Origin of the sequence: Streptomyces sp. NPDC001594 (assembly GCF_042893675.1) — a bacterium.
GTDB lineage: Bacteria > Actinomycetota > Actinomycetes > Streptomycetales > Streptomycetaceae > Streptomyces.
In genome coordinates, this window is sequence record NZ_JBIAVB010000006.1 from 389,519 (window position 1) to 411,277 (window position 21,759).

Consider the following 21,759-nt stretch of genomic DNA (forward strand, 5'->3'; position numbering starts at 1 on the left):
TGTGACGTGAGGACCTCACAGATGTTCAGCACTGTTCTGGTGGCGAACCGGGGCGAGATCGCCGTACGGGTCATCCGCACCCTGCGGGAGCTCGGGATCCGGTCCGTGGCCGTCTTCAGCGACGCCGACGCGGACGCCCGGCACGTACGGGAGGCCGACACGGCCGTCCGGATCGGCCCGGCGGCGGCCGCCGAGAGCTACCTCTCGGTCGAGAAGCTGCTCGACGCCGCCCGGCGCACGGGGGCCGAGGCGGTCCACCCCGGCTACGGCTTCCTCGCGGAGAACGCGGCCTTCGCGGCCGCCTGCGCGGAGGCGGGGCTGGCCTTCATCGGGCCGCCCGCCTCGGCGATCTCCCTGATGGGCGACAAGATCCGGGCCAAGGAGACCGTGAAGGCGGCCGGCGTCCCGGTCGTCCCCGGCTCCTCGGGCAGCGGGCTGTCGGACGCCGAACTGGTCGAGGCCGCCGAGAAGATCGGCATGCCGGTGCTGCTGAAGCCCTCGGCGGGCGGCGGCGGCAAGGGCATGCGGCTGGTCCGGGACGCGGGCCTGCTAGCGGAGGAGATCGCGGCGGCCCGGCGCGAGGCGCGCTCCTCCTTCGGCGACGACACCCTGCTGGTGGAGCGGTGGGTGGACCGGCCCCGGCACATCGAGATCCAGGTCCTGGCCGACGCGCACGGCAACGTGGTGCACCTGGGCGAGCGCGAGTGCTCCCTCCAGCGGCGCCACCAGAAGGTCATCGAGGAGGCCCCCTCGGTCCTCCTCACCCCGGAGATCCGGGCGGCGATGGGCGCGGCGGCGGTGGAGGCGGCGCGCTCCTGCGGGTACGTCGGCGCGGGCACGGTGGAGTTCATCGTGCCGGGCGGGGACCCGTCCTCGTACTACTTCATGGAGATGAACACCCGCCTCCAGGTGGAGCACCCCGTCACCGAGCTGATCACCGGGCTGGACCTGGTGGAGCAGCAGCTACGGGTGGCGGCGGGGGCGCCGCTGGCCTTCGGCCAGGAGGACGTCACCCTGACCGGGCACGCGATCGAGGCCCGTGTCTGCGCGGAGGACCCGGCGCGCGGGTTCCTGCCGTCGGGCGGCACGGTCCTGGCGCTGTCCGAGCCTTCGGGCGGGGCGGTGCGGACGGACTCCGGGCTGGTGGCCGGGGTGGACACGGGGTCGACGTACGACCCGATGCTGTCGAAGGTCATCGTCCACGGCCCGGACCGCGAGACGGCCCTGCGGATGCTGCGGGGGGCCCTCGCGGACACGGTGATCCTGGGCGTCCAGACCAACGCGGGGTTCCTGCGGAGGCTGCTGGCCCACCCGGACGTGGCGTCCGGCAACCTGGACACGGGCCTGGTCGAGCGGGACCTGTCCGGGCTGCTGCCCGAGGGCGTCCCGCCGGAGGTGTACGCCGCCGCCGCACTGCTGGCCCAGGCGCAGCCTCCGGCGGAGCCGGAAGTCGTGTGGGCGGACCCGTTCTCGGCAGCCAACGGCTGGCGCCTGGGCGGCACCCCCGCCTGGACGGTCCACCACTTCCGCCTCCCGGGCCAGGACCCGGTCACCGTCCGCACCCGGCAGCGCGGCGCGGAGCAGGAGATCCTGCTGGACGAGGCCGATCCAGCCTCGCCGGCGATTGAGGCGCGGGGTCTGGGGCAGAGCCCCAGGACGCCGGCCCGCGGCCGCATCCTCAGCCTCACCCCGGACCGCCTCAGCGTCGAACTGGACGGCGTCACACACCACTTCGCCCACGCCACCTCCCCGGACGGGACCTGGCTCGGGCGCGACGCCGACTCCTGGCACGTCCAGCACCACGACCCCGTCACCGCAGCCCTCAGCGGCAGCGGAAGGGCAGGGGCCGACACCCTCGCCGCCCCCATGCCCGGCACCGTCACCGTCGTCAAGGTGGCGGTCGGGGACAAGGTGGCGGCCGGGCAGAGCCTCCTGGTGGTCGAGGCGATGAAGATGGAGCACGTCATCTCCGCCCCGCACGCCGGCACCGTCACCGAACTCGACGTCACCCCCGGTACCACCGTCGCCATGGACCAGGTCCTGGCCGTGGTCACCCCGGACGCCGACGAGACCGCCGAGGAGGCGACCGCGTGAACGGGCTCCCCATGACCGTCCCGTCGGCCACCGGACTCCCCCCGCGGGTGCGGATCCACGAGGTCGGCGCCCGCGACGGGCTCCAGAACGAGAAGACGGCCGTGCCCACCGAGGTGAAGGCCGAGTTCATCCACCGGCTGGCCGCCGCCGGCCTGACCACCGTCGAGGCCACCAGCTTCGTCCACCCCAAGTGGGTGCCCCAGCTGGCGGACGCCGAGCAGCTGTTCCCGCTGCTCTCCGACGTCCCGGCGGACCTCCCCGTCCTCGTGCCCAACGAGCGCGGCCTCGACCGCGCGCTCGCCCTCGGGGCCACCCGCATCGCGGTGTTCGGCTCGGCCACCGAGACCTTCGCCCAGCGCAACCTGAACCGTACGGTCGCCGAGTCCCTCGCCATGTTCGAGCCCGTCGTGGCCCGGGCCAAGGAGGCCGGGGCGCACGTGCGCGGCTACCTGTCGATGTGCTTCGGCGACCCCTGGGAGGGCGCCGTCCCGGTCCCCCAGGTGGTCCGCGTCGCCATGGCGCTGCTGGACCTGGGCTGCGACGAGCTGAGCCTCGGCGACACGATCGGCGTCGCCACCCCCGGCCACGTCCAGGCGCTGCTCGGCGAGCTGAACGCGGCCGGGGCGGCCACCGGCCGGATCGGCGTGCACTTCCACGACACCTACGGCCAGGCCCTCTCCAACACCCTCGCCGCGCTCCAGTGCGGCGTGACCACGGTCGACGCGTCGGCGGGCGGCCTCGGCGGCTGCCCGTACGCCAAGAGCGCCACCGGGAACCTGGCCACCGAGGACCTGGTGTGGATGCTCGACGGCCTCGGCATCGAGACCGGGGTCGACCTGGCCGCCCTCACCGCCACGAGCGTGTGGATGGCCGAACAGCTGGGCCGTCCCAGCCCCTCCCGTACCGTCCGCGCCCTCTCCCACAAGGAGTAACGAAGCCATGCCCCTCGACCACCGGCTCACCCCCGAGCACGAGGAACTCCGCCGTACCGTCGAGGCGTTCGCGCACGACGTGGTGGCTCCGAAGATCGGCGACCTGTACGAGCGCCACGAGTTCCCGTACGAGATCGTCCGCGAGATGGGCCGTATGGGCCTGTTCGGCCTGCCCTTCCCGGAGGAGTACGGCGGCATGGGCGGCGACTACCTCGCGCTCGGCATCGCCCTGGAGGAGCTGGCCCGCGTCGACTCCTCGGTGGCCATCACCCTGGAGGCGGGCGTCTCCCTCGGCGCCATGCCGATCTACCTGTTCGGCACCGAGGAGCAGAAGCGGGAGTGGCTGCCGAAGCTGTGCGCCGGCGAGGTGCTCGGCGCGTTCGGCCTGACCGAGCCCGGCGCCGGCAGCGACGCGGGCGGCACCCGCACCACGGCCGTCCGCGACGGCGACCAGTGGGTCATCAACGGCTCGAAGTGCTTCATCACCAACTCCGGTACGGACATCACCGGCCTGGTCACGGTCACCGCGGTCACCGGCCGCAAGGCCGACGGGCGTCCGGAGATCTCCTCGATCATCGTCCCGTCCGGCACCCCGGGCTTCACGGTCGCGGCGCCCTACTCCAAGGTCGGCTGGAACTCCTCGGACACCCGCGAGCTGTCCTTCGACGACGTGCGGGTGCCGGTCGCCAACCTGGTGGGCCAGGAGGGCCGCGGCTACGCCCAGTTCCTGCGGATCCTCGACGAGGGCCGGATCGCCATCGCGGCGCTGGCCACCGGTCTGGCGCAGGGCTGTGTGGACGAGTCGGTGAAGTACGCCAAGGAGCGGCAGGCGTTCGGCAAGGCCATCGGCGACAACCAGGCCATCCAGTTCAAGCTGGCCGACATGGAGACGCGCGCCCACATGGCCCGCCTGGGCTGGCGGGACGCGGCCTCGCGGCTGGTGGCGGGCGAGCCGTTCAAGAAGGAGGCGGCGATCGCCAAGCTGTACTCCTCCACGGTCGCCGTCGACAACGCCCGGGACGCCACGCAGATCCACGGCGGCTACGGGTTCATGAACGAGTACCCGGTGGCCCGCATGTGGCGGGACTCGAAGATCCTGGAGATCGGCGAGGGCACGAGCGAGGTCCAGCGCATGCTGATCGCCCGTGAACTGGGCTTCGCCGGCTGATCCCGGCCCCGCTCCCTGCACGCCCCGTACGACGGCCCGCGCCCCCGGCGCGGGCCGTTCGCGTGTCGTGCGCCCGTGCGCCGGTGCGCCCCCCGAAAGAAGTTAGGCCCTCCTTACCGCTTTCGGCCAAGGTTAGGCTAACCTTCCCACCGAACGGCCTCCCCTCAGCAGCCGCCCTGCACGTACGAAAGCGGACACCGACATGCCCAAGCCCAGTTCCACCTTCCTCTCCCGCCGCGGCCTCATCGCGGCCGGCGGCGCCCTCGGCCTCGTCGCCGCGCTCACCGCGTGCGGCGGCGGCGACAAGGCGAAGGACGGGGCGGGCGACCAGGGCGGCTCCGCCGCGTCGGGCGCCTGGAGCTTCAAGGACGACCTGGGCAAGACGGCCACCGCCAAGTCCACGCCGAAGAACGTCGTGGCCTACACCGGCACCGCCGCCGCGCTCTACGACTACGGCGTGCAGGTCAAGGGCGTCTTCGGCCCGACCAAGCTGGCCGACGGCAAGCCCGACCCGATGGCCGGCACGATGGACATCTCCAAGGTCGAGATCCTCGGCAACGTCTACGACGAGTTCAACGTCGAGAAGTACGCGGCCCTCAAGCCCGACCTCCTCGCCACCAACACCTGGGACGGCACGTACTGGTACGTCCCCGAGGCCTCCAAGGACAAGATCCTCAAGCTGGCCCCGGCCGCCGCCGTCGGCGTGGGCGACAAGGTGTCCATGGACAAGGCCCTGGAGCGCACCGCCGACCTCGCCAAGTCCCTCGGCGCCGACCTCAACACCAAGAAGAGCGCCGACGCGAAGGCCCGTTTCGACGCCGCCTCCGCCAAGGTCCGCGAGGCCGTCAAGGCCAACCCGGGCGTGAAGGTCCTCGTCGGCTCCGGCTCGGACCAGATGTTCTACGTCTCCACGCCGAAGACCTCCGCGGACCTGAAGTACTTCGAGTCCCTCGGCGTCGAGTTCGTCACCCCGGAGCAGGACAAGCTGGACCCGCAGGGCTTCTTCGAGAGCCTGAGCTGGGAGAACGCCGGCAAGTACAAGGCCGACGTCATCCTGCTCGACAACCGCACCCAGGCCCTCCAGCCCGAGGCCCTGAAGGCCAAGCCGACCTGGAACGAGCTCCCGGCGGTCAAGGCCGGCCAGGTCGCCCCGCGCGTGACCGAGCCGATCTACTCGTACGAGAAGTGCGCGCAGATCCTCGAAGACCTCGCGAAGACCATCCAGAACGCCAAGAAGCTCGGCTGACCCGGTAACCCAGGGGGGACCTCCGCATGACCGCCACCGCTTCCGACGCCGCCGCTTCCGACGCCGCCGACGCGGCCACCGCCGCCGCGCACTTCCGCTTCTTCACCCTCGAAGTCCTGCGCACGCGCCGCCTCGGCCACTCGTTCCTGCGCGTGACCTTCGGCGGGGAGTCCCTCGCCGCCTTCCGCTCGGGGGGCTACGACCAGAGCCTGTCCCTCTTCCTCCCCGTCGGGGACCAGGAGCACACCGAACTCCCGTCCACCGCCGAGGACACCTGGTTCGGCGCCTGGCGCGGGATGCCGGACGAGGCGCGCCCGGTGATGCGCTCGTACACCGTGCGCGAGCAGCGGCGGACGGGGGCAGGGGAGGTCGAGGTGGACATCGACTTCGTGCTCCACGGGGACTCGTCCCCGGCCTCCCGCTGGGCGGGCCGGGCCGTCACCGGCCGCCGGATCATGGCGATCGGGCCGGCCGTGGCGGAGAACAAGTCGGTCCGCTTCCAGCGGCCGGAGGGCACCGACACGGTGCTGATGTACGCGGACGAGACCGCCCTGCCGGCCGCCGCGGCGATCCTGGACCGGCTGCCCGCCGGGACGAGGGTGAAGGCCTGGTTCGAGGTCCCGCACCCGGACGACCGGCTGAGCCTGCACACCCTCGCGGACCAGGAGGTCACCTGGATCGTGCGCGAGCAGGGCGCGGGCGGCCCGGCGCGCACCGAAAGAGTCCTGTCGGCGCTGCGCGCGGCGCAGCTGCCCGCCGAAGGCACCCCGTACGCCTGGCTCGCCGGCGAGGCCGGGACGATCAGGGCGGTCCGCCGCCACCTGGTGCAGGAACGTTCCGTCGACCGGCGCGCGGTGCGGTTCACCGGCTACTGGAGGCTCGGCGCGAGCGAGGAGCAACTGCTCGCCGAGGCGTACGCGGGCCAGGCCCCGAGCGAGGACCCGGCGTCCGACCTGTAGTCAACCCACTTGACCTGAAAGGCACTTGAGGAAGGGCCCCGGCTTCAGCCGGGGCCCTTCCTCATTTGTGATCAAACTTAGGTTAGGCTAACCTAAATCTTGCACCCCACCCCCCGCTCTCCCCGCCCGGAGGAAAGTTGATGCGCTCGCATCTGCTGAACGAGACGACCGCGGACGAATACCGGCGCACCGTCACCGAGGGCGTCGACCGCGTCGCCGCCAAACTCGCGGCCACGCGGCGCCCCCACACCGGCATCTCCGTGGACGAACTCGCCCCGGTCATCAGCGGCATCGACCTCGACCGCCCCCTGGGCGACGCCGCCGCCGCCCTCGACGAGCTCGAGGACGTCTACCTGCGCGACGCCGTCTACTTCCACCACCCGCGCTACCTGGGCCACCTCAACTGCCCGGTCGTCATCCCCGCGGTGGTCGGCGAAGCCGTCCTGTCGGCCGTCAACTCCTCCCTCGACACCTGGGACCAGTCCATCGGCGGCACGCTCATCGAGCGCCGCCTCATCGACTGGACCGCCCGCCGCATCGGCCTCGGCGAAGCCGCGGACGGCGTGTTCACCTCGGGCGGCAGCCAGTCCAACTTCCACGCCCTGCTCCTCGCCCGCGACGAGGCCTGCCGGATCGTCATGAAGCGCGCCCTGGACGCGGGCACCGAGCTCACCAAGGCCGAACTCCTCCCCAAGCTGCGCATCTTCACCTCCGAGGCCAGCCACTTCAGCGTGCAGAAGTCGGCCGCCATGCTCGGCCTCGGCTACGAGGCCGTCATCTCGGTCCCCGTCGACCGCAACCGCCGTATGGACACCTCCCTGCTCGCCCTGGAACTGGAGAACTGCGCCGCCGAGGGCCTCTTCCCCATGGCCGTCGTGGCCACCGCCGGCACCACCGACTTCGGGTCCATCGACCCGCTCCCCGAGATCGCCCGCCTGGCCTCCGAGCACTCCGCGTGGATGCACGTGGACGCCGCGTACGGCTGCGGACTGCTCGCCTCCCCCACCCGCCGCCACCTCCTCGCCGGCATGGAGCACGCCGACTCGGTGACCGTGGACTACCACAAGTCCTTCTTCCAGCCCGTGAGTTCCAGCGCGATGCTGGTCCGCGACCGCGACACCCTGCGGCACGCCACCTACCACGCGGACTACCTCAACCCGCGCCGGATGGCCGAGGAGCGGATCCCCAACCAGGTCGACAAGTCCATCCAGACCACGCGCCGCTTCGACGCCCTCAAGCTCTGGATGACCCTGCGCATCATGGGCGCCGACGCCGTCGGCTCCCTCTTCGACGAGGTCGTCGGCCTCGCCGCGGCCGGCTGGGAGATCCTCGACGCCGACCCCCGCTTCGAGGTGGTCGTGCGGCCCCAGCTCTCCACCCTGGTCTTCCGCTACGTCCCCACCGCCGACGACGACGACACCGCCGGTCCCCGCCCCGAGCTCCTCGACGAGGCCCAGCTGCACGCCCGCAAGGCCCTGTTCGCCTCCGGCGAGGCCGTCGTCGCAGGCACGAAGGTCGACGGGAAGCAGTACCTGAAGTTCACCCTCCTCAACCCGCAGACCACGACGGCCGACATCGCCGCCGTCCTCGACCTCATCGCCGCACACGCCGAGCAGTTCCTGGGAGAGTCCCTTGCCGTCCACCACTGAGCCCTACGACTTCATCGGCATCGGCCTGGGCCCCTTCAACCTGGGACTGGCCTGCCTGACCGCGCCGATCGACGAGCTGGACGGCCTGTTCATCGAGTCGAAGCCGCACTTCGAGTGGCACGCCGGGATGTTCCTCGACGGCGCCCACCTCCAGACCCCGTTCATGTCGGACCTGGTCACCCTCGCGGACCCGACCTCGCCCTTCTCCTTCCTGAACTACCTGAAGGACAGGGACCGGCTGTACTCCTTCTACATCCGCGAGAACTTCTACCCGCTGCGCGCCGAGTACAACGACTACTGCCGCTGGGCCGCCGACCGCCTCGACAACGTCCGCTACTCCACCTCGGTCACCGAGGTCACCTACGACGAGGGCGCCGGCGTCTACGAGGTGCACACGGACCGCGGCGAAACCTTCCTCGCCCGCCGCCTGGTCCTCGGCACCGGCACCCCGCCGCACGTCCCCGCCGCCTGCGAGAACCTCGGCGGCGACTTCCTCCACAACTCCGCCTACATGGAGCACAAGGAGGCCCTCCAGCAGAAGAAGTCCATCACCCTGATCGGCTCCGGCCAGAGCGCGGCCGAGATCTACTACGACCTCCTCGCCGAGATCGACGTCCACGGCTACCAGCTCAACTGGGTGACCCGCTCCCCGCGCTTCTTCCCGCTGGAGTACACCAAGCTCACCCTGGAGATGACCTCCCCGGAGTACGTGGACTACTTCCACGCCCTCCCCGAGGAGACCCGCTACCGGCTGGAGACCCGGCAGAAGAACCTCTTCAAGGGCATCGACGGCGACCTGATCAACGCCATCTTCGACCTGCTCTACCAGAAGAAGATCACCATGCCGGGCCCGGTCCCCACCACCCTGCTCACCAACACCTCCCTCAACAGCACGGCGTACGACACCACCACCGGCACGTACACCCTCGGGCTGCGCCAGGAGGAGCAGGAGCGGGACTTCTCCCTCACCACCGAGGGCCTGGTCCTCGCCACGGGCTACAAGTACCGCGTCCCCGGCTTCCTGGCACCGGTCCGCGACCGCCTGGTCTTCGACGGCCACGGCCGCCTCGACGCCGGCCGCAACTACGCCGTCGACGTCACCGGCCGCGGGGTCTACCTCCAGAACGGCACCACCCACAACCACTCCCTCACCTCGCCCGACCTGGGCATGGCGGCGTACCGCAACGCGTACATCGTCGGAGAGCTCCTCGGCCGCGAGCACTACAAGGTCGAGAAGTCCATCGCGTTCCAGCAGTTCGCCGCCCCGGAAGGCACGCACGCATGAGCACCGCCGAAACCCTCTTCACCCGCACCGACCCCGCCCTCGGCGCCTTCTCGATCCGCCCCCTGGACCCCTTCTCGGACGCGGAGCTGCTCCACACCTGGGTCACCCACCCCAAGGCCGCGTTCTGGATGATGCAGGACGCCACCCTCCCGGACGTCGAGCGCGAGTACGTGCGCATCACCGCGCACGAGCACCACCAGGCCTTCCTCGGCTTCCACGAGGACCGCCCGGCCTTCCTGATGGAGAGCTACGACCCCGCGCACCTGGAGCTCGTCGGCCTGTACGACGCGCAGCCGGGGGACGTCGGCATGCACTTCCTGGTCGCCCCGACCGACACCCCGCTGTCCGGCTTCACCCGCGCCGTCATCACCACCGTCATGGCCGCCCTCTTCGCCGACCCGGCCACCGAGCGCGTCGTCGTCGAGCCGGACGTCCGCAACACCGCCGTCCACGCCCTCAACGAGGCCGTCGGCTTCGTGGCCGAAGGCCCCGTCACCAAGCCGGAGAAGGAAGCCCTCCTCAGCTTCTGCACCCGCGCCCGGTTCGAGGCGGCCACCGCCCTCACCACCGGGGTCTCGATATGAACCTCTCCGCCGACATCGCCCACCTCACCCCGGAGCTGTGGGCCCGCGCCAACCGCGCCCTGGTCCGCAAGGCCCTCGCGGAGTTCTCCCACGAACGCCTGCTGACCCCCGAGCCCCTGGGCGAGGGCCACTACCGCGTCCGGTCCGACGACGGCACCGTCGAGTACCGCTTCCGCGCGACCCTGCACGCCCTGGACCACTGGGCGGTGGACGAGGGCTCCGTCACCCGCCACCGAGCGGGCACCGAGCTCGCCCTCGACGCCCTGGACTTCCACATAGAGCTGCGGGACGCCCTCGGCCTGAGCGCGGAGGTCCTCCCCGTCTACCTGGAGGAGATCTCCTCCACCCTGGCCGGCACCGGCTACAAGTACACCAAGCCGCAGACCTCCTCCGCCGTCCTCGCGAAGTCCTCGTTCCAGGACATCGAGACCGGCATGACCGAGGGCCACCCCTGCTTCGTCGCCAACAACGGCCGCCTGGGCTTCGGCGTGCACGAGTACCGCGCCTACGCCCCCGAGACCGCCAACCCCGTGCACCTCGTCTGGGCGGCGGCCCACAAGGACGTCTCCACCTTCACGGCGGGCGCGGGCCTGGACCACGAAACGTTCATGCGCGAGGAACTGGGCGAGGCGGCCGTCGCCGGCTTCGCGGCCAAGCTCACCGCCCTGGGCCTCGACCCGGCCGACTACCACTACTTCCCCGTCCACCCCTGGCAGTGGTGGAACAAGACGACGGTCACCTTCGCCGCCGAGATCGCCAACCGCCGCCTGGTCCTGCTGGGCGAGGGCGAGGACGCCTACCTCGCCCAGCAGTCGATCCGTACGTTCTTCAACACCACCACCCCCACGAAGCACTACGTGAAGACGGCCATCTCCGTCCTCAACATGGGCTTCATGCGCGGCCTGTCGGCGGCCTACATGGAGGCCACCCCGGCCATCAACGACTGGCTCCACCAACTGATCGAGTCGGACGAGGTGCTCCGCTCCGTCGACTTCTCGATCATCCGCGAACGCGCGGCGATCGGCTACCACCACCGCCAGTACGAGCGCGCCACGGACCGCTACTCCCCCTACCGCAAGATGCTGGCCGCCCTGTGGCGCGAGTCCCCGGTGGGCTCCCTGCGCGAGGGCGAGCGCCTGGCCACCATGGCCTCGCTCCTCCACGTGGACGAGGACGGCAGGTCCTTCGTCGGCGCCCTCATCGAGGAATCGGGCCTGACCCCCGCCGAGTGGCTGAAGCCCTACCTGCGCGCGTACCTCCTCCCCCTCCTGCACTGCTTCTACCAGTACGACCTCGCCTACATGCCGCACGGCGAGAACACGATCCTGGTGATCAAGGACGGGGTGGTCCAGCGGGCGGTCTTCAAGGACATCGCCGAGGAGATCGTGGTCATGGACCCGGACGCGGTCCTCCCGCCGGCGGTCGAGCGGATCCGGGCCGACATCCCGGAGGACATGAAGCTGCTGTCCATCTTCACGGACGTCTTCGACTGCTTCTTCCGCTTCCTGAACGCGATCCTGGTGACGGAAGGCATCTGCACCGAGAAGACCTTCTGGCAGGCGGTGGCGGACTGCGCCCACGACTACCAGCAGTCCCTCCCCGCCCTCGCGGACCGCTTCGCCCGCTACGACCTGTTCGCTCCGGAATTCCAGCTCTCCTGCCTGAACCGCCTGCAACTCCGCAACAACAAGCAGATGGTCGACCTGACGGACCCCTCAGCAGCCCTCCAGCTGATCGGCACCCTCAAGAACCCCCTCGCGCCCTTCGCCCGCCGCTGACGACCCCCCGCCGGGGCGGGCCCACCTTCGACCCGCCCCCTCGAAGCCCCACCCGCCCCGGCACCCGTCTCAGCCCCCGGCCGCGACCTGCAGCTGGTAGTCCACGGAGACGACGAACGTCCCCGCCCCCGCCGAGCCCCGGATGCCCACGGTGTGACTCCCGGCGGCCAGCGGTTCCACCTGCACCCAGAGCCCGCAGGCCTTGGTCCGGACCCGCCCCCCGCCCTGCACGACGGGGTTTCCTTCGACCGCCGTGATCTGCACCGGCGTCGCCTCGAACCGTTCGGGCTCCAGCTCCCGCCCGTCCAGGGTGGCGCTCCCCTGCGCCGAGGCCATGAACGCGGCGCAGTCGGCCGATGCGCCGAAGCTGTTCACCAGGGGGAAGGCCACCGGCACCCCCGCCGGCACCGTGCAGGAGCGCCTCGCGCTCCCCCCGAAGGTCCCGGCCAGGAACCACACCCCGTCCTTCTGCCCCTTCGCGCAGAGGTGCCCGTCCGGATCGGAGACGGGGTTCGCGTCACTGGTACTCGACGCCGCCCAGCTCCACCAGCGCCCCTGCAGATCGGCCGCCCCCATCCGCCCGGCGGGCAGGTCGGAGCCGGAGGACGACGGGGGCGTCGACGACACGGACGCAAGCGAACAGCCGCTCGCCAGGACGAACGCGCCGATCACCAGCGCCATGGATCTACCGGGATGCATGGCCGAAGCGTACGAGGCCACCCGGCGTCACCGGTAGCGGATCACCCGGACGCCGGTCTCCCCGAGGCCGTCCAGGGTGGTGAGCTGCTCGGCGGAACCGTCCACGAGCCCGATGTGGCCGGCTTCCGAACGCAGCCCCGTCAGCAGCAGGCCCGTGGTCTCCCGGCCCCGCCCGTCCAGCCGGCGCACCCACACCAGGGCGCGGCCGCCGGGCGGCAGCTCGGCGAGCGCCCGCACGCTGTCCCTGACGGTCGGGAACTCGGACACCTGCATGACGGGCCCCAGCTGGGCCATCGTCCCGGTGAACCAGTCGGCCTTCCCCGGCGCGGGCGTGGGACCGGCCGGCTCCCCCCGGTCCCAGCGGGCGAGGAAGCCCCACGGGTCGGAGTTGGGCAGCAGGAACGGGTCCTCGGCCCCCTTCGGAACCACGACCGCGGCGTCGAGCATCGCGTGCCGCCAGTCCCCGGTCCGCAGGGCGGCCGTGCTCTGGCAGGCGAACAGCCACCCCCGGGCGGTCTCGTCCGCCGGGTCCGGCGCGACCAGCTCCACCGGCTCCCCGTACGTCCGCCGCAGCCACTCCTCCGCCTTGGCCCGGGCCGCCCCGAAGTCCCCGGCGGACGGCCCCGCCCCGGGCCGGAACCGGGCGAAGACCAGCTCCGACACCCCGACGGTGTCCAGCCGCGCCAGCCCGCCGGTCATACCGTCCAGGAAGGCCACGCTGCCCTGGTTGTTGTGCGCGTACAGCAGGTGCCCGCTCACCTCGGTCCCGCCGATCGCCCGCCGCACCCACACCACGCCCTGGGTGTCCGGCCCCGTCTCCTGGGCCCGCCGCACCACCTCGTCCCAGCTCGCGCACCGCAGCTCCTCGGCACCCGGGAAGTACCGCCGCAGCAACAGCTCCCACCACCCGGGCGCCTCGTGCGCGGGCTGCCACGGCAACGGCGACGACGGCGCCCCGGCGATCATCCCGGCCACGGTGACGACACACCCCCGAGCATTCAACCGCCGCGCCTGAGCCCGCCGCTCCCGCTCGTTCTGCGTCCGGGTGTAGTCGGCGGCGTCGCCCCACGGATCGTCGGCAGCGGGATGGAAGGGATCGCCCCCGTCCTTGGGGACGACGACGGAAGCGGCCAGCATCGGCGTTCGCGGATACCCCGGCTGCTCCAGGGTGCGGCAGGCGAACAGCCAGGTTCCCGCGTCCTCCGCGACCGGCTCGATGCCCACCAGCTCGACGAGCCCCCCGTACGTATCGAGAAGCCACTGCAGTGCCCTCTGCCACGGCTCGGCCTTCACCGTCTTCGCCGTGCCGGCCGTCTCCCAGCCGCCCTGGCGCACGTAGGCGAGGTACTCGTCCAGTGGCAAGTGCGTCGGAGGGAACCGCACCTCCGTCCCGTCCTTGGGCACCAGCACCACATTGGCCAGGAACCCCACCCACGAATCGCCCTTGTCGAGTCCCTCCTGGGTGTCAACCCTGACGATCCAGGCCACCTCGTGCTCTCGACTGAGCTCCGGCCGCATGACCGGCGTCCACGACTCGGCCGCGTACGCCCGCTCGACAAAAGGCCTGGCCGCCTCGACGGCCTCGTTCAATGTGAGCATCTCTGATTCCTGACGGCGCTATTTGTAGGGGACGTGGGCGATTTCGCTGATGTTCTGCGTTTCGAGTTTGGCCAGGGTGCCGGTCTGTCCGTCCAAGAAGACCACTCCGTGAGGGGTGTTCACGGCGTTGAAGACATGCCCTGGCATTCCGTGACGAGAGATGGCGACCACGCTCCGTGAGCCCTCTCCTCGCTGCTCCAGGTCCTTGATGATGTCGTCATAGCTGCTGACGACCTTCTTCGCGCTCGGTTCCACCCCGAGCTCCTTGTACGGTATGTCACCCGCTTGCGTCTTAGGAGCAGCCGAGACCTCCACGCCGTCCAACCGCTTGTCGACGGTCACGACGTTGTGCGTGCAGTTGTACTCATAGCCCGGCTGGCCGGTGTGGTTCACCTCCTTCATCCACGGGTACTGGTCGTTCAGGAACTTCTTCGCCTCCTTGCCCGTGACGCTGTCGGCGTGAATCGCCCTCCGCTCCGCGACCCCCTCCGCCGGCTTCGCCAGATGCGACCACGCGGACGGCTTGGCGGCCGCCGCTTCCGCCACCCGCACACCCACCTTGGCGCCGCCCATGCCCTTCGTTCCGAGGAGTTCCGGGACCAGGCGGCCGAAGCCTTCGCTCGGGTCGTCCTTGAAGGGTTCCAGGAGCGCGCCCGGGACGCGTTCCGGGTGGACGGCCGTGGAGATCAGGCCCGCCAGGGTCATGTTCACGTGCTGCGCGTACTCGGCCGGGTGCGTCACGTTGTAGGCGTCGTAGGGGTTCAGGCCGCGGGCGAAGTTCAGCGTGCCCGCCGTGCCCTTCAGCACGCCGCCCATGAAGTGGTTCAGCTCCACCGCCTGTCCGGCCTCGTAGTCGACGAAGGTGCCCCACGCCCGGTCGGACGCCGACGGCATGGCCGGGGCCTTCTCCGTGGCGGTGCTGACGGCCTGCTGCGCCGTGGCCGCGGCGTCGTCGCGCTGGCGGCGGGCCTCCGCGAGGATCTCCTGCGCCCGGACGCGCGCCGCCTCGCCCGGATCCTCACCGGGCGTCGGGCAGGCCCCGGGGTCGTGGCCGGCCCGGACGGCCGCCGTGTAGGCGGCGGCCTTGGTCTTGTACGCCTCCGCCCATTCCTTCCTCGCCTTCACCCCCTGCTCGTACAGCTCGATCGCCTGCCCTGCCTGCTCCTGCGCCCAGTGCACGGTTTCCCCGTAGTACCTGAGGGCGTCGGCGGCGGCCCGGCAGGCGTCGGACGCGTGGAGCCAGTCGGCCGGGTGCATCGCGAACTTCTCGCGGAACGCGTCCGCCGCCGCCCCCTTCCAGTGGCCGGAGTCCAGCGCCCTCATGCCCTGGCCGACCCGGTCGAAGGCCGCCTGGAACTCCATGAGGTGGGAGACCGACTCCTGGATCACCGCCGGCTTGCCGTGGACGAGCTCGTCGGCCTGCCGGGTCTGGCCGAGCTGCTGCTCGCCCACCGTCGCGCCCAGGTCGGAGGCGACGTCGTCACCCCAGTCGTCGACCTTGTCCGCCCAGTCGTGCGCCCCCACCGTGTCCAGGACGTCGCCGACGCCGTGGGCGGCCTTGCCCACCCCCTCGCCGACGGCCTTCTTGGTGGCGTCCCAGCCGTCCTCCACCTTCTCCAGGCCCCGGTCGACCAGCCCTCCCCAGTCCGGCATCAGCGCTCACCGCCCTTGCCGGGTTCGGGCGCGGGCCCGACCCAGCCGTCGACCATCCCGTCCACCTGGTGGCGCAGGCCGGCGGCGTCGACGAGCTGGTTGGGCAGCAGGACCTTGGAACTGTTCACGTCCCGGACCGTCCCCTTCCAGGCCTCCTCGATGTTCTTGTCGGCCTGCGCGAAGGAGCCCGGGCTGTAGTCCGCGTCCCGGATCTGGGTGTAGGGGTTGTCGGCCAGTACGTCCCCCCAGCCCTTCTTGGTGACGTCGTCCTCGGAGGCGTACGGGTTGCCCATGACCGAGTTGGCCAGCACCTTGAACCCTCCCTGGACGTACTGGTCCTGCTCGTGCATCAGACCGGCCGACAGGCCCACCTTCGCGGCGAAGTCGTTGCCCTGCTGGACCAGCGAGCGCACGCCCCACTCCCAGCGTTCGCAGAACGCCCCGAACGCCGACGTCAGCCCCTCGTGCCCCGTCTCCATGCCGGACAGGGACAGGTCCGAGAAGCCCCGGCCCATACCGGCCGTGCCGACCATCCCGAGCTCCCTGAGCTCGGCCAGGGTCTTCGTGATCCCTTCGGCGATCTGTCCCAACGCCTGCTTCGAGACGTCGAGGTCGGGCCCGTCCCCGCTCACGCCGCCCCCTCCCCGTCCAGCGCGGCCGCGTCGGGCACGATCCCGCGCAGCGGCGGGAACACGGCCCCGCCGGGCCCGGCCGCGTCCAGGGCCACCCCGCAGGGGAAGCCGAGCGCCGGAACCACCTCGTCCAGCAGCCGCGCCCCGATCACCCGCCGGAACACCCACTCCTGCGCCGCCTCGCCCCGCGCCTCGGCGAACCGGGCCAGCGTCTCCTCTCCCGAGAACGCGCAGATCCAGTCCAGCCCCCCGAGCCCGACGGTCCACAGCCCGCCCCGCCCGTCGAGCGGCACCAGAACCACCCCGCGCCGGAACTCGGCCAGACGTTCCTCGGCGGCCTCCCGCGCCGCGTCCGACGGATCCGCCACGGCCGCGGGGGCGGCGGCTTCCGCGAGCGGCGCCGCTCCGTCCCGCTCGGCCAGCCGCTCGGCCGCCGCCGTACGCAGCTGGGCCCACTCCTCGTCAAATCCCATCCGCTGCCCCCCTCTTCGGTGCACGCCGACCGGTGCGTCAGCCGGACAGATCGTCGCACGGGCCCGCCCCGCCGCGGCCGGGCCCTCGGACGGAAGAGGCGGCCTAAGGCCACGGCACCTCCGGGGCGCGGTAGTAGGTGATGTCCTGGGCGTCCAGGCGGGGGCCCTGGGCGGCGAGGCGTTCGCGGTGGGCGGGCCAGGAGAGGGCGGTGGCGGGGGACCAGGCGAGTTCCGCGAGGCTGAGGAGGCGGGGGAAGGCCATCAGTTCCCAGTCGGCGCGGGTGGAGATGGTCTCCGTCCAGAGCGGGGCCTCCACGCCCAGGACCGCCGACTCGGGGACGTCGGGGAGGTAGGAGCCCGGGTTCCAGGCGTAGGCGCGCGGGGCGGGGACGTATCCGGCCCAGGCCAGACCCGGGCCGGTCTGCCTGTCGTACTTCATGTCGAGGTAGGCGTGGTCCGCCGGGGAGAGGACCAGGCGGTGGCCCGCCCTGGCGGCCGCCGCCACCGCCGCCTTCTCCGCGGCCGGGGTCCGGTCGTGGCCCCAGTACTGGAGGACCGCGCCCGGTGCCGGGCGGGCCGAGGCGAGCTGGTGCCAGGCCATCACCGTCTTGCCGTGCCGGGCCACCACCGCCTGGGCCCGGTCCATGAACCTCGCGTAGTCGGCCGCCGGGGTGGAGTGGGCCTCGTCGCCGCCGATGTGGAGGTAGGGGCCGGGGGTGAGGGCGGCGAGTTCGCCGAGGACGTCGTCGATGAACTCGTACGTGCGCTCCTTGCCCACGCACAGGGAGCTGAAGCCGACCTTGGTCCCGGTGTAGCGGGCGGGCGCCTTGCCGTCGCAGGTCAGCTCGCCGTAGGCGGCCTGGGCGGCGTTGACGTGGCCCGGCATGTCGATCTCCGGTACGAGGGTGACGTAGCGGTCCGCCGCGTAGGCGGCCAGTGCGCGGTAGTCGTCCTTGGACCAGGAGCCGCCGGGGCCGCCGCCGACCTCGCTCGCGCCGCCGTACTCGGCGAGCCGGGGCCAGGAGTCGACGGCGATCCGCCAGCCCTGGTCGTCGGTGAGGTGCACGTGCAGGGTGTTGATCTTGTACTGGGCGAGCTGGTCGACGTACCGCTTCACCTGCTCGACGGGGAAGTGGTGCCGGGCGACGTCGATCATGGCGCCGCGGTAGGCGAAGCGCGGGGTGTCCGTCACCGTGCCGCCCGGGACCGTCCCCGCGCCCCGCACCGGCAGCAATTGCCGCAGCGTCTGGCCCGCGTGGAAGAGGCCGGCCGGGGTGCGGGCGGTGAGGGTGACGCCCGTGGCGGTGGTCCGGAGCCGGTAGCCCTCCTCCCCCAGGTCCGCGGCCCCGCCGTCCAGCCGCAGCCGCACCCCGTCGCCGCCGTCGCCGCCGTCGCCGTCCCCGCCGTCGCCGCCGCCCGACCCGTCCACCACCGGCAGCGGCAGCCCCGTCGGCCCGCGCAGCCCCTCCGCGAGGAGCTCACCGACCCGCCGGACCTCCTCGGGGGCGCCCGGCCCTCCCGCACGCACGACCGTGCCCGCCCCGAAGGCGTAGCCGGGCCCCTCGGCCCGTACGGACGAGGGCGCCGGCAGGAGCCGCCCGTAGGGGGTGAGGACGGCGGCGGCGGCCGGTTTCGCGTCGTCCCCGTGCGCGGCGGTGCAGGCGGAGGCGGCGGAGACGGCGGCCAGGACCACGAGGGTGCCGAGCGTGCGGCGCAGGACTCTCATGCGCCCAGGTATAGGCCAGACGGCCTCCAGCCGGACCCCGTGGAGCCGATGGGAGAATTCCCGGATGGCGGAAATCATCCAGAAGGACGGTACTTGGACCTTCGACGGGGACACGGTGCGCATCGTGCCGGGCCGCGACAAGGGGGTGGGACTGCTGCGGCAGCAGCTCGGCGAGGTGGTCGTGCCGCTGCGGGCGATCGGGGGGATCAGTTACGAGCCGGGCCGCAAGTCGGGCCGGCTGCGGCTGCGCCTGCGGGACGGCGCGGACCCGCTGCTGCAGGTGACGGGCGGACGGCTGCCGGAGTCCTCGGACCCGTACCGGCTGGGCGTGGAGCCGGACCGGACCGGGGTGGCGGAGTACTTCGTGGACGAGGTGCGCCATGCGCTGCTGCTGGAGCAGGTGGATCCCGGCCCCTCGGACGCCTATCTGCTTCCGGGCCCGGCGGTGCCGATCTCGGTCGGCGCGGGCGACGGGACGGCCGCCTTCGACGGCGACCGGGTGGTGCTCGACTGGAACTGGACCACCGAGGAGGCGAAGGCCTCGGGCGGTGCGCGCGAGTTCCGGGTCGCGGACGTGCGGGCGGTGGAGTGGGCCCCGTCGAAGGGGCTGGAGAACGGCTGGTTGCGGTTCACCCTCAGGGGTGCCCCGCCGGCCGCCGCGCCCAAGTACGACCCGTACACCGTGGAGCTCTTCGGCTTCAAGAAGGACCCGCTGATGGCCCTGGTCGCGGCGGCCGTGGCGGTGCGGATGCCCCATCCGGCCGCCCCGGCCCCGGCGCCGGCGGCCCCCGCCGCGCTCCCCCTCGCGGACGCGGCCCCGGCCCTCGCGGGCGAGCCGGCCGACCACGACACCCTGCTGCGCCGGCTGCGCGAGCTGGGAGAGCTGCACCGGAGCGGGGTCCTCACGGCGGAGGAGTTCTCGGCGGCGAAGGCCGCCATTCTGGGCGGTTTCTAACCGAACGCGGCCGGAATCATCCATTCCCTGGTCCAGACCAGCATGATCCTGCCCGATTCCGGGCAGGATTTTTGCGTTCCACCCCTTGGACCGTCAATATCTACTGGTGCTCGATCGCCGACCGTCCCATGACGAACTCGTCGACCACCTGGTACGCACCACCGCGCTGCAGCGCGGCGAGGCCGCCCGGGTGGTGCTCGACGTGCTCGCGTACTTCGACGAGACGACCGAGGAGTTCGTCCGTCGCCGCCACCGCGAGCTGCAGTCCGGCGGGTCGGTCAACGCGGAGATCTTCGAGCGGATCGCGGCGGAACTGCCGCACCGCGCCGTGGCGCCCCCGGAGCTCTCGCTCCGGCAGCTGCGCCGCATCGTCTACGGCTGAGGCGCCGCATCGTCTCCGGGCACGGACACCGAACTTCAGGAGGGGCAAAACCGTATGTGCGGAATCGTCGGTTACATCGGCAAGCGCGACGTGGCACCACTGCTGCTGGAAGGCCTCCAGCGGCTGGAATACCGCGGCTACGACTCGGCGGGCATCGTCGTCAACAGCCCGAAGTCGGCGGCCCTGAAGGTCGTCAAGGCCAAGGGCCGCGTCCGCGACCTGGAGTCCCGCGTCCCCAAGCGCTTCGCCGGCACCACCGGCATCGCCCACACCCGCTGGGCCACCCACGGCGCGCCGAGCGACATCAACTCGCACCCCCACCTGGACGCCGAGAACAAGGTCGCGGTCGTCCACAACGGCATCGTCGACAACGCCGCCGAGCTCCGCGCCAAGCTGGAGGCCGACGGTGTGGTCTTCGTCTCCGAGACCGACACCGAGGTGCTCGTCCACCTGATCGCCCGCTCCCAGGCCGTCACCCTGGAGGAGAAGGTCCGCGAGGCGCTCAAGGTCGTCGAGGGCACCTACGGCATCGCCGTCATGCACGCCGACTTCGCCGACCGCATCGTCGTCGCCCGCAACGGCTCCCCGGTCGTCCTCGGCATCGGCGAGAAGGAGATGTTCGTCGCCTCGGACGTCGCCGCGCTCGTCGCCCACACCCGCCAGGTCGTCACCCTCGACGACGGCGAGATGGCCACCCTCAAGGCCGACGACTTCCGCACCTACACCACCAGCGGCACGACGACCACCGCCACGCCCGAGACCGTGGAGTGGGAGGCCGCCTCCTACGACATGGGCGGCCACGACACCTACATGCACAAGGAGATCTCCGAGCAGCCCGACGCGGTCGACCGCGTGCTGCGCGGCCGGATCGACGACCGCTTCTCCACCGTGCACCTGGGCGGCCTGAACCTGGACCCGCGCGAGGCGCGCGGCATCCGCCGGGTCAAGATCCTCGGCTGCGGCACCTCGTACCACGCGGGCATGATCGGCGCCGGCCTCATCGAGAGCCTCGCCCGCATCCCCGCCGACGCCGAGCCGGCCTCGGAGTTCCGCTACCGCAACCCGGTCGTGGACCCCGACACCCTCTACATCGCCGTCTCCCAGTCCGGTGAGACCTACGACGTGCTCGCGGCGGTGCAGGAGCTCAAGCGCAAGGGCGCCCGCGTCCTCGGCGTGGTCAACGTGGTCGGCTCCGCCATCGCCCGCGAGGCCGACGGCGGCGTGTACGTGCACGCCGGCCCCGAGGTCTGCGTCGTGTCCACCAAGTGCTTCACGAACACCGTCACCGCCTTCGCCCTGCTCGCCCTGCACCTGGGCCGCATCCGCGACCTGTCCGTCGCCGACGGCAAGCGGATCATCGAGGGCCTGCGCAAGCTCCCCGGCCAGATCCAGGAGATCCTGGAGGGCGAGGAGGACATCAAGAAGCTGGCGGCCGAGTACGCCGAGGCCAAGTCGATGATGTTCATCGGCCGGGTCCGCGGCTACCCGGTGGCCCTGGAGGCCTCCCTCAAGCTCAAGGAGATCTCCTACATCCACGCCGAGGCCTACCCGGCCTCCGAGCTCAAGCACGGCCCGCTCGCGCTCATCGAGCCGGCGATGCCGACGGTCGCGATCGTCCCCGACGACGACCTGCTGGAGAAGAACCGCGCGGCGCTGGAAGAGATCAAGGCCCGCAGCGGCCGGATCCTGGCGGTCGCCCACCGGATGCAGGAGAAGGCCGACCACACCGTCCTCGTCCCCAAGAACGAGGACGAGCTGGACCCGATCCTGATGGGCATCCCGCTCCAGCTGCTGGCCTACCACACCGCCCTGGCCCTGGGCCGGGACATCGACAAGCCGCGCAACCTGGCGAAGTCGGTCACGGTCGAGTAGGACCCGACCCCGCACCGCCCGCAGCACGCGACAGGGGCGCCACCGGTAACTCCGGTGGCGCCCCTGCCCGTTG

18 protein-coding genes are annotated in these 21,759 nt (G+C 71.7%); 12 read left to right on the top strand and 6 right to left on the bottom strand.

Features of this window, described 5'->3' with window-relative positions; translation table 11 throughout:
* The first annotated feature begins 21 nt into the window (after nt 1-21).
* From ACFY0O_RS15600 to ACFY0O_RS15640, 9 genes are all read left to right on the top strand, one after another.
* On the top strand, nt 22-2,094 hold the full coding sequence (locus ACFY0O_RS15600; RefSeq protein WP_388947208.1) for an acetyl/propionyl/methylcrotonyl-CoA carboxylase subunit alpha: 2,073 nt from the start codon (nt 22-24) through the stop codon (nt 2,092-2,094).
* A gap of 11 nt (nt 2,095-2,105) precedes the next feature.
* Nucleotides 2,106-3,026 carry a hydroxymethylglutaryl-CoA lyase gene (locus ACFY0O_RS15605; RefSeq protein WP_388947277.1) on the top strand — a complete coding sequence of 307 codons (921 nt, stop codon included), beginning with the start codon at nt 2,106-2,108 and terminating at the stop codon, nt 3,024-3,026.
* 7 nt (nt 3,027-3,033) lie between these two features.
* Complete coding sequence (locus ACFY0O_RS15610) at nt 3,034-4,194, top strand: acyl-CoA dehydrogenase family protein (RefSeq protein ID WP_388947210.1); 1,161 nt, start codon at nt 3,034-3,036, stop codon at nt 4,192-4,194.
* 202 nt (nt 4,195-4,396) lie between these two features.
* The gene (locus tag ACFY0O_RS15615; protein WP_388947212.1) at nt 4,397-5,440 is read left to right on the top strand and encodes an ABC transporter substrate-binding protein; all 1,044 of its coding nucleotides are present in this window, start codon (nt 4,397-4,399) and stop codon (nt 5,438-5,440) included.
* A 26-nt stretch (nt 5,441-5,466) separates the two neighbouring features.
* Complete coding sequence (locus tag ACFY0O_RS15620; protein ID WP_388947213.1) at nt 5,467-6,399, top strand: siderophore-interacting protein; 933 nt, start codon at nt 5,467-5,469, stop codon at nt 6,397-6,399.
* A gap of 140 nt (nt 6,400-6,539) precedes the next feature.
* Complete coding sequence (locus tag ACFY0O_RS15625) at nt 6,540-8,048, top strand: pyridoxal phosphate-dependent decarboxylase family protein (protein WP_388947215.1); 1,509 nt, start codon at nt 6,540-6,542, stop codon at nt 8,046-8,048.
* Nucleotides 8,032-9,333, top strand: a complete 1,302-nt coding sequence (locus ACFY0O_RS15630) for a lysine N(6)-hydroxylase/L-ornithine N(5)-oxygenase family protein (RefSeq protein ID WP_388947216.1) — start codon at nt 8,032-8,034, stop codon at nt 9,331-9,333. The genes ACFY0O_RS15625 and ACFY0O_RS15630 overlap by 17 nt, the downstream gene beginning before the upstream one ends.
* Nucleotides 9,330-9,917: a GNAT family N-acetyltransferase gene (locus ACFY0O_RS15635; protein ID WP_388947218.1), complete on the top strand. Its 588-nt coding sequence runs from the start codon at nt 9,330-9,332 to the stop codon at nt 9,915-9,917. The genes ACFY0O_RS15630 and ACFY0O_RS15635 overlap by 4 nt, the downstream gene beginning before the upstream one ends.
* A complete protein-coding gene (locus ACFY0O_RS15640; RefSeq protein WP_388947220.1) occupies nt 9,914-11,695 on the top strand; it encodes an IucA/IucC family protein in 1,782 nt (593 codons plus the stop codon). Before ACFY0O_RS15635 ends, ACFY0O_RS15640 begins: the two co-directional genes overlap by 4 nt.
* A 69-nt stretch (nt 11,696-11,764) precedes the next feature.
* On the opposite strand, the gene ACFY0O_RS15645 is transcribed toward ACFY0O_RS15640, so the two are convergent.
* From ACFY0O_RS15645 to ACFY0O_RS15670, 6 genes are all read right to left on the bottom strand, one after another.
* Nucleotides 11,765-12,394, bottom strand: a complete 630-nt coding sequence (locus ACFY0O_RS15645; RefSeq protein WP_388947222.1) for a signal protein — start codon at nt 12,392-12,394, stop codon at nt 11,765-11,767.
* A 27-nt stretch (nt 12,395-12,421) separates the two neighbouring features.
* Nucleotides 12,422-13,993: a YrhB domain-containing protein gene (locus ACFY0O_RS15650; protein ID WP_388947224.1), complete on the bottom strand. Its 1,572-nt coding sequence runs from the start codon at nt 13,991-13,993 to the stop codon at nt 12,422-12,424.
* 18 nt (nt 13,994-14,011) lie between these two features.
* Complete coding sequence (locus ACFY0O_RS15655; RefSeq protein WP_388947226.1) at nt 14,012-15,646, bottom strand: putative T7SS-secreted protein; 1,635 nt, start codon at nt 15,644-15,646, stop codon at nt 14,012-14,014.
* Nucleotides 15,646-16,278, bottom strand: a complete 633-nt coding sequence (locus tag ACFY0O_RS15660) for a hypothetical protein (protein ID WP_388947228.1) — start codon at nt 16,276-16,278, stop codon at nt 15,646-15,648. The genes ACFY0O_RS15655 and ACFY0O_RS15660 overlap by 1 nt, the downstream gene beginning before the upstream one ends.
* On the bottom strand, nt 16,275-16,751 hold the full coding sequence (locus ACFY0O_RS15665; protein WP_388947230.1) for an SseB family protein: 477 nt from the start codon (nt 16,749-16,751) through the stop codon (nt 16,275-16,277). Before ACFY0O_RS15665 ends, ACFY0O_RS15660 begins: the two co-directional genes overlap by 4 nt.
* Nucleotides 16,752-16,854: 103 nt before the next feature.
* Complete coding sequence (locus tag ACFY0O_RS15670) at nt 16,855-18,477, bottom strand: beta-N-acetylhexosaminidase (RefSeq protein ID WP_388947232.1); 1,623 nt, start codon at nt 18,475-18,477, stop codon at nt 16,855-16,857.
* 64 nt (nt 18,478-18,541) lie between these two features.
* On the opposite strand from ACFY0O_RS15670, the gene ACFY0O_RS15675 reads away from it, so the two are divergent.
* The 3 genes from ACFY0O_RS15675 to glmS all read left to right on the top strand — a co-directional run bounded on the left by ACFY0O_RS15675 (nt 18,542) and on the right by glmS (nt 21,686).
* Nucleotides 18,542-19,432 (top strand): DUF4429 domain-containing protein, encoded by an 891-nt coding sequence (locus ACFY0O_RS15675; RefSeq protein ID WP_388947234.1) that lies wholly within the window; start codon nt 18,542-18,544, stop codon nt 19,430-19,432.
* Nucleotides 19,433-19,538: 106 nt separating this feature from the next.
* Nucleotides 19,539-19,814 carry a hypothetical protein gene (locus ACFY0O_RS15680; RefSeq protein WP_351885284.1) on the top strand — a complete coding sequence of 92 codons (276 nt, stop codon included), beginning with the start codon at nt 19,539-19,541 and terminating at the stop codon, nt 19,812-19,814.
* Nucleotides 19,815-19,868: 54 nt separating this feature from the next.
* The gene (gene glmS, locus ACFY0O_RS15685) at nt 19,869-21,686 is read left to right on the top strand and encodes a glutamine--fructose-6-phosphate transaminase (isomerizing) (protein WP_388947236.1); all 1,818 of its coding nucleotides are present in this window, start codon (nt 19,869-19,871) and stop codon (nt 21,684-21,686) included.
* Nucleotides 21,687-21,759: the final 73 nt, after the last annotated feature.

Coding starts and splice junctions, on each gene's coding strand:
- glmS (WP_388947236.1), top strand. CDS start 19,869: ATGTGCGGAATCGTCGGTTACATCGGCAAGCGCGACGTGGCACCACTG.
- ACFY0O_RS15655 (WP_388947226.1), bottom strand. CDS start 15,646: ATGCCGGACTGGGGAGGGCTGGTCGACCGGGGCCTGGAGAAGGTGGAG.
- ACFY0O_RS15645 (WP_388947222.1), bottom strand. CDS start 12,394: ATGCATCCCGGTAGATCCATGGCGCTGGTGATCGGCGCGTTCGTCCTG.
- ACFY0O_RS15670 (WP_388947232.1), bottom strand. CDS start 18,477: ATGAGAGTCCTGCGCCGCACGCTCGGCACCCTCGTGGTCCTGGCCGCC.
- ACFY0O_RS15610 (WP_388947210.1), top strand. CDS start 3,034: ATGCCCCTCGACCACCGGCTCACCCCCGAGCACGAGGAACTCCGCCGT.
- ACFY0O_RS15605 (WP_388947277.1), top strand. CDS start 2,106: ATGACCGTCCCGTCGGCCACCGGACTCCCCCCGCGGGTGCGGATCCAC.
- ACFY0O_RS15600 (WP_388947208.1), top strand. CDS start 22: ATGTTCAGCACTGTTCTGGTGGCGAACCGGGGCGAGATCGCCGTACGG.
- ACFY0O_RS15640 (WP_388947220.1), top strand. CDS start 9,914: ATGAACCTCTCCGCCGACATCGCCCACCTCACCCCGGAGCTGTGGGCC.
- ACFY0O_RS15675 (WP_388947234.1), top strand. CDS start 18,542: ATGGCGGAAATCATCCAGAAGGACGGTACTTGGACCTTCGACGGGGAC.
- ACFY0O_RS15665 (WP_388947230.1), bottom strand. CDS start 16,751: ATGGGATTTGACGAGGAGTGGGCCCAGCTGCGTACGGCGGCGGCCGAG.
- ACFY0O_RS15650 (WP_388947224.1), bottom strand. CDS start 13,993: ATGCTCACATTGAACGAGGCCGTCGAGGCGGCCAGGCCTTTTGTCGAG.
- ACFY0O_RS15620 (WP_388947213.1), top strand. CDS start 5,467: ATGACCGCCACCGCTTCCGACGCCGCCGCTTCCGACGCCGCCGACGCG.
- ACFY0O_RS15615 (WP_388947212.1), top strand. CDS start 4,397: ATGCCCAAGCCCAGTTCCACCTTCCTCTCCCGCCGCGGCCTCATCGCG.
- ACFY0O_RS15625 (WP_388947215.1), top strand. CDS start 6,540: ATGCGCTCGCATCTGCTGAACGAGACGACCGCGGACGAATACCGGCGC.
- ACFY0O_RS15635 (WP_388947218.1), top strand. CDS start 9,330: ATGAGCACCGCCGAAACCCTCTTCACCCGCACCGACCCCGCCCTCGGC.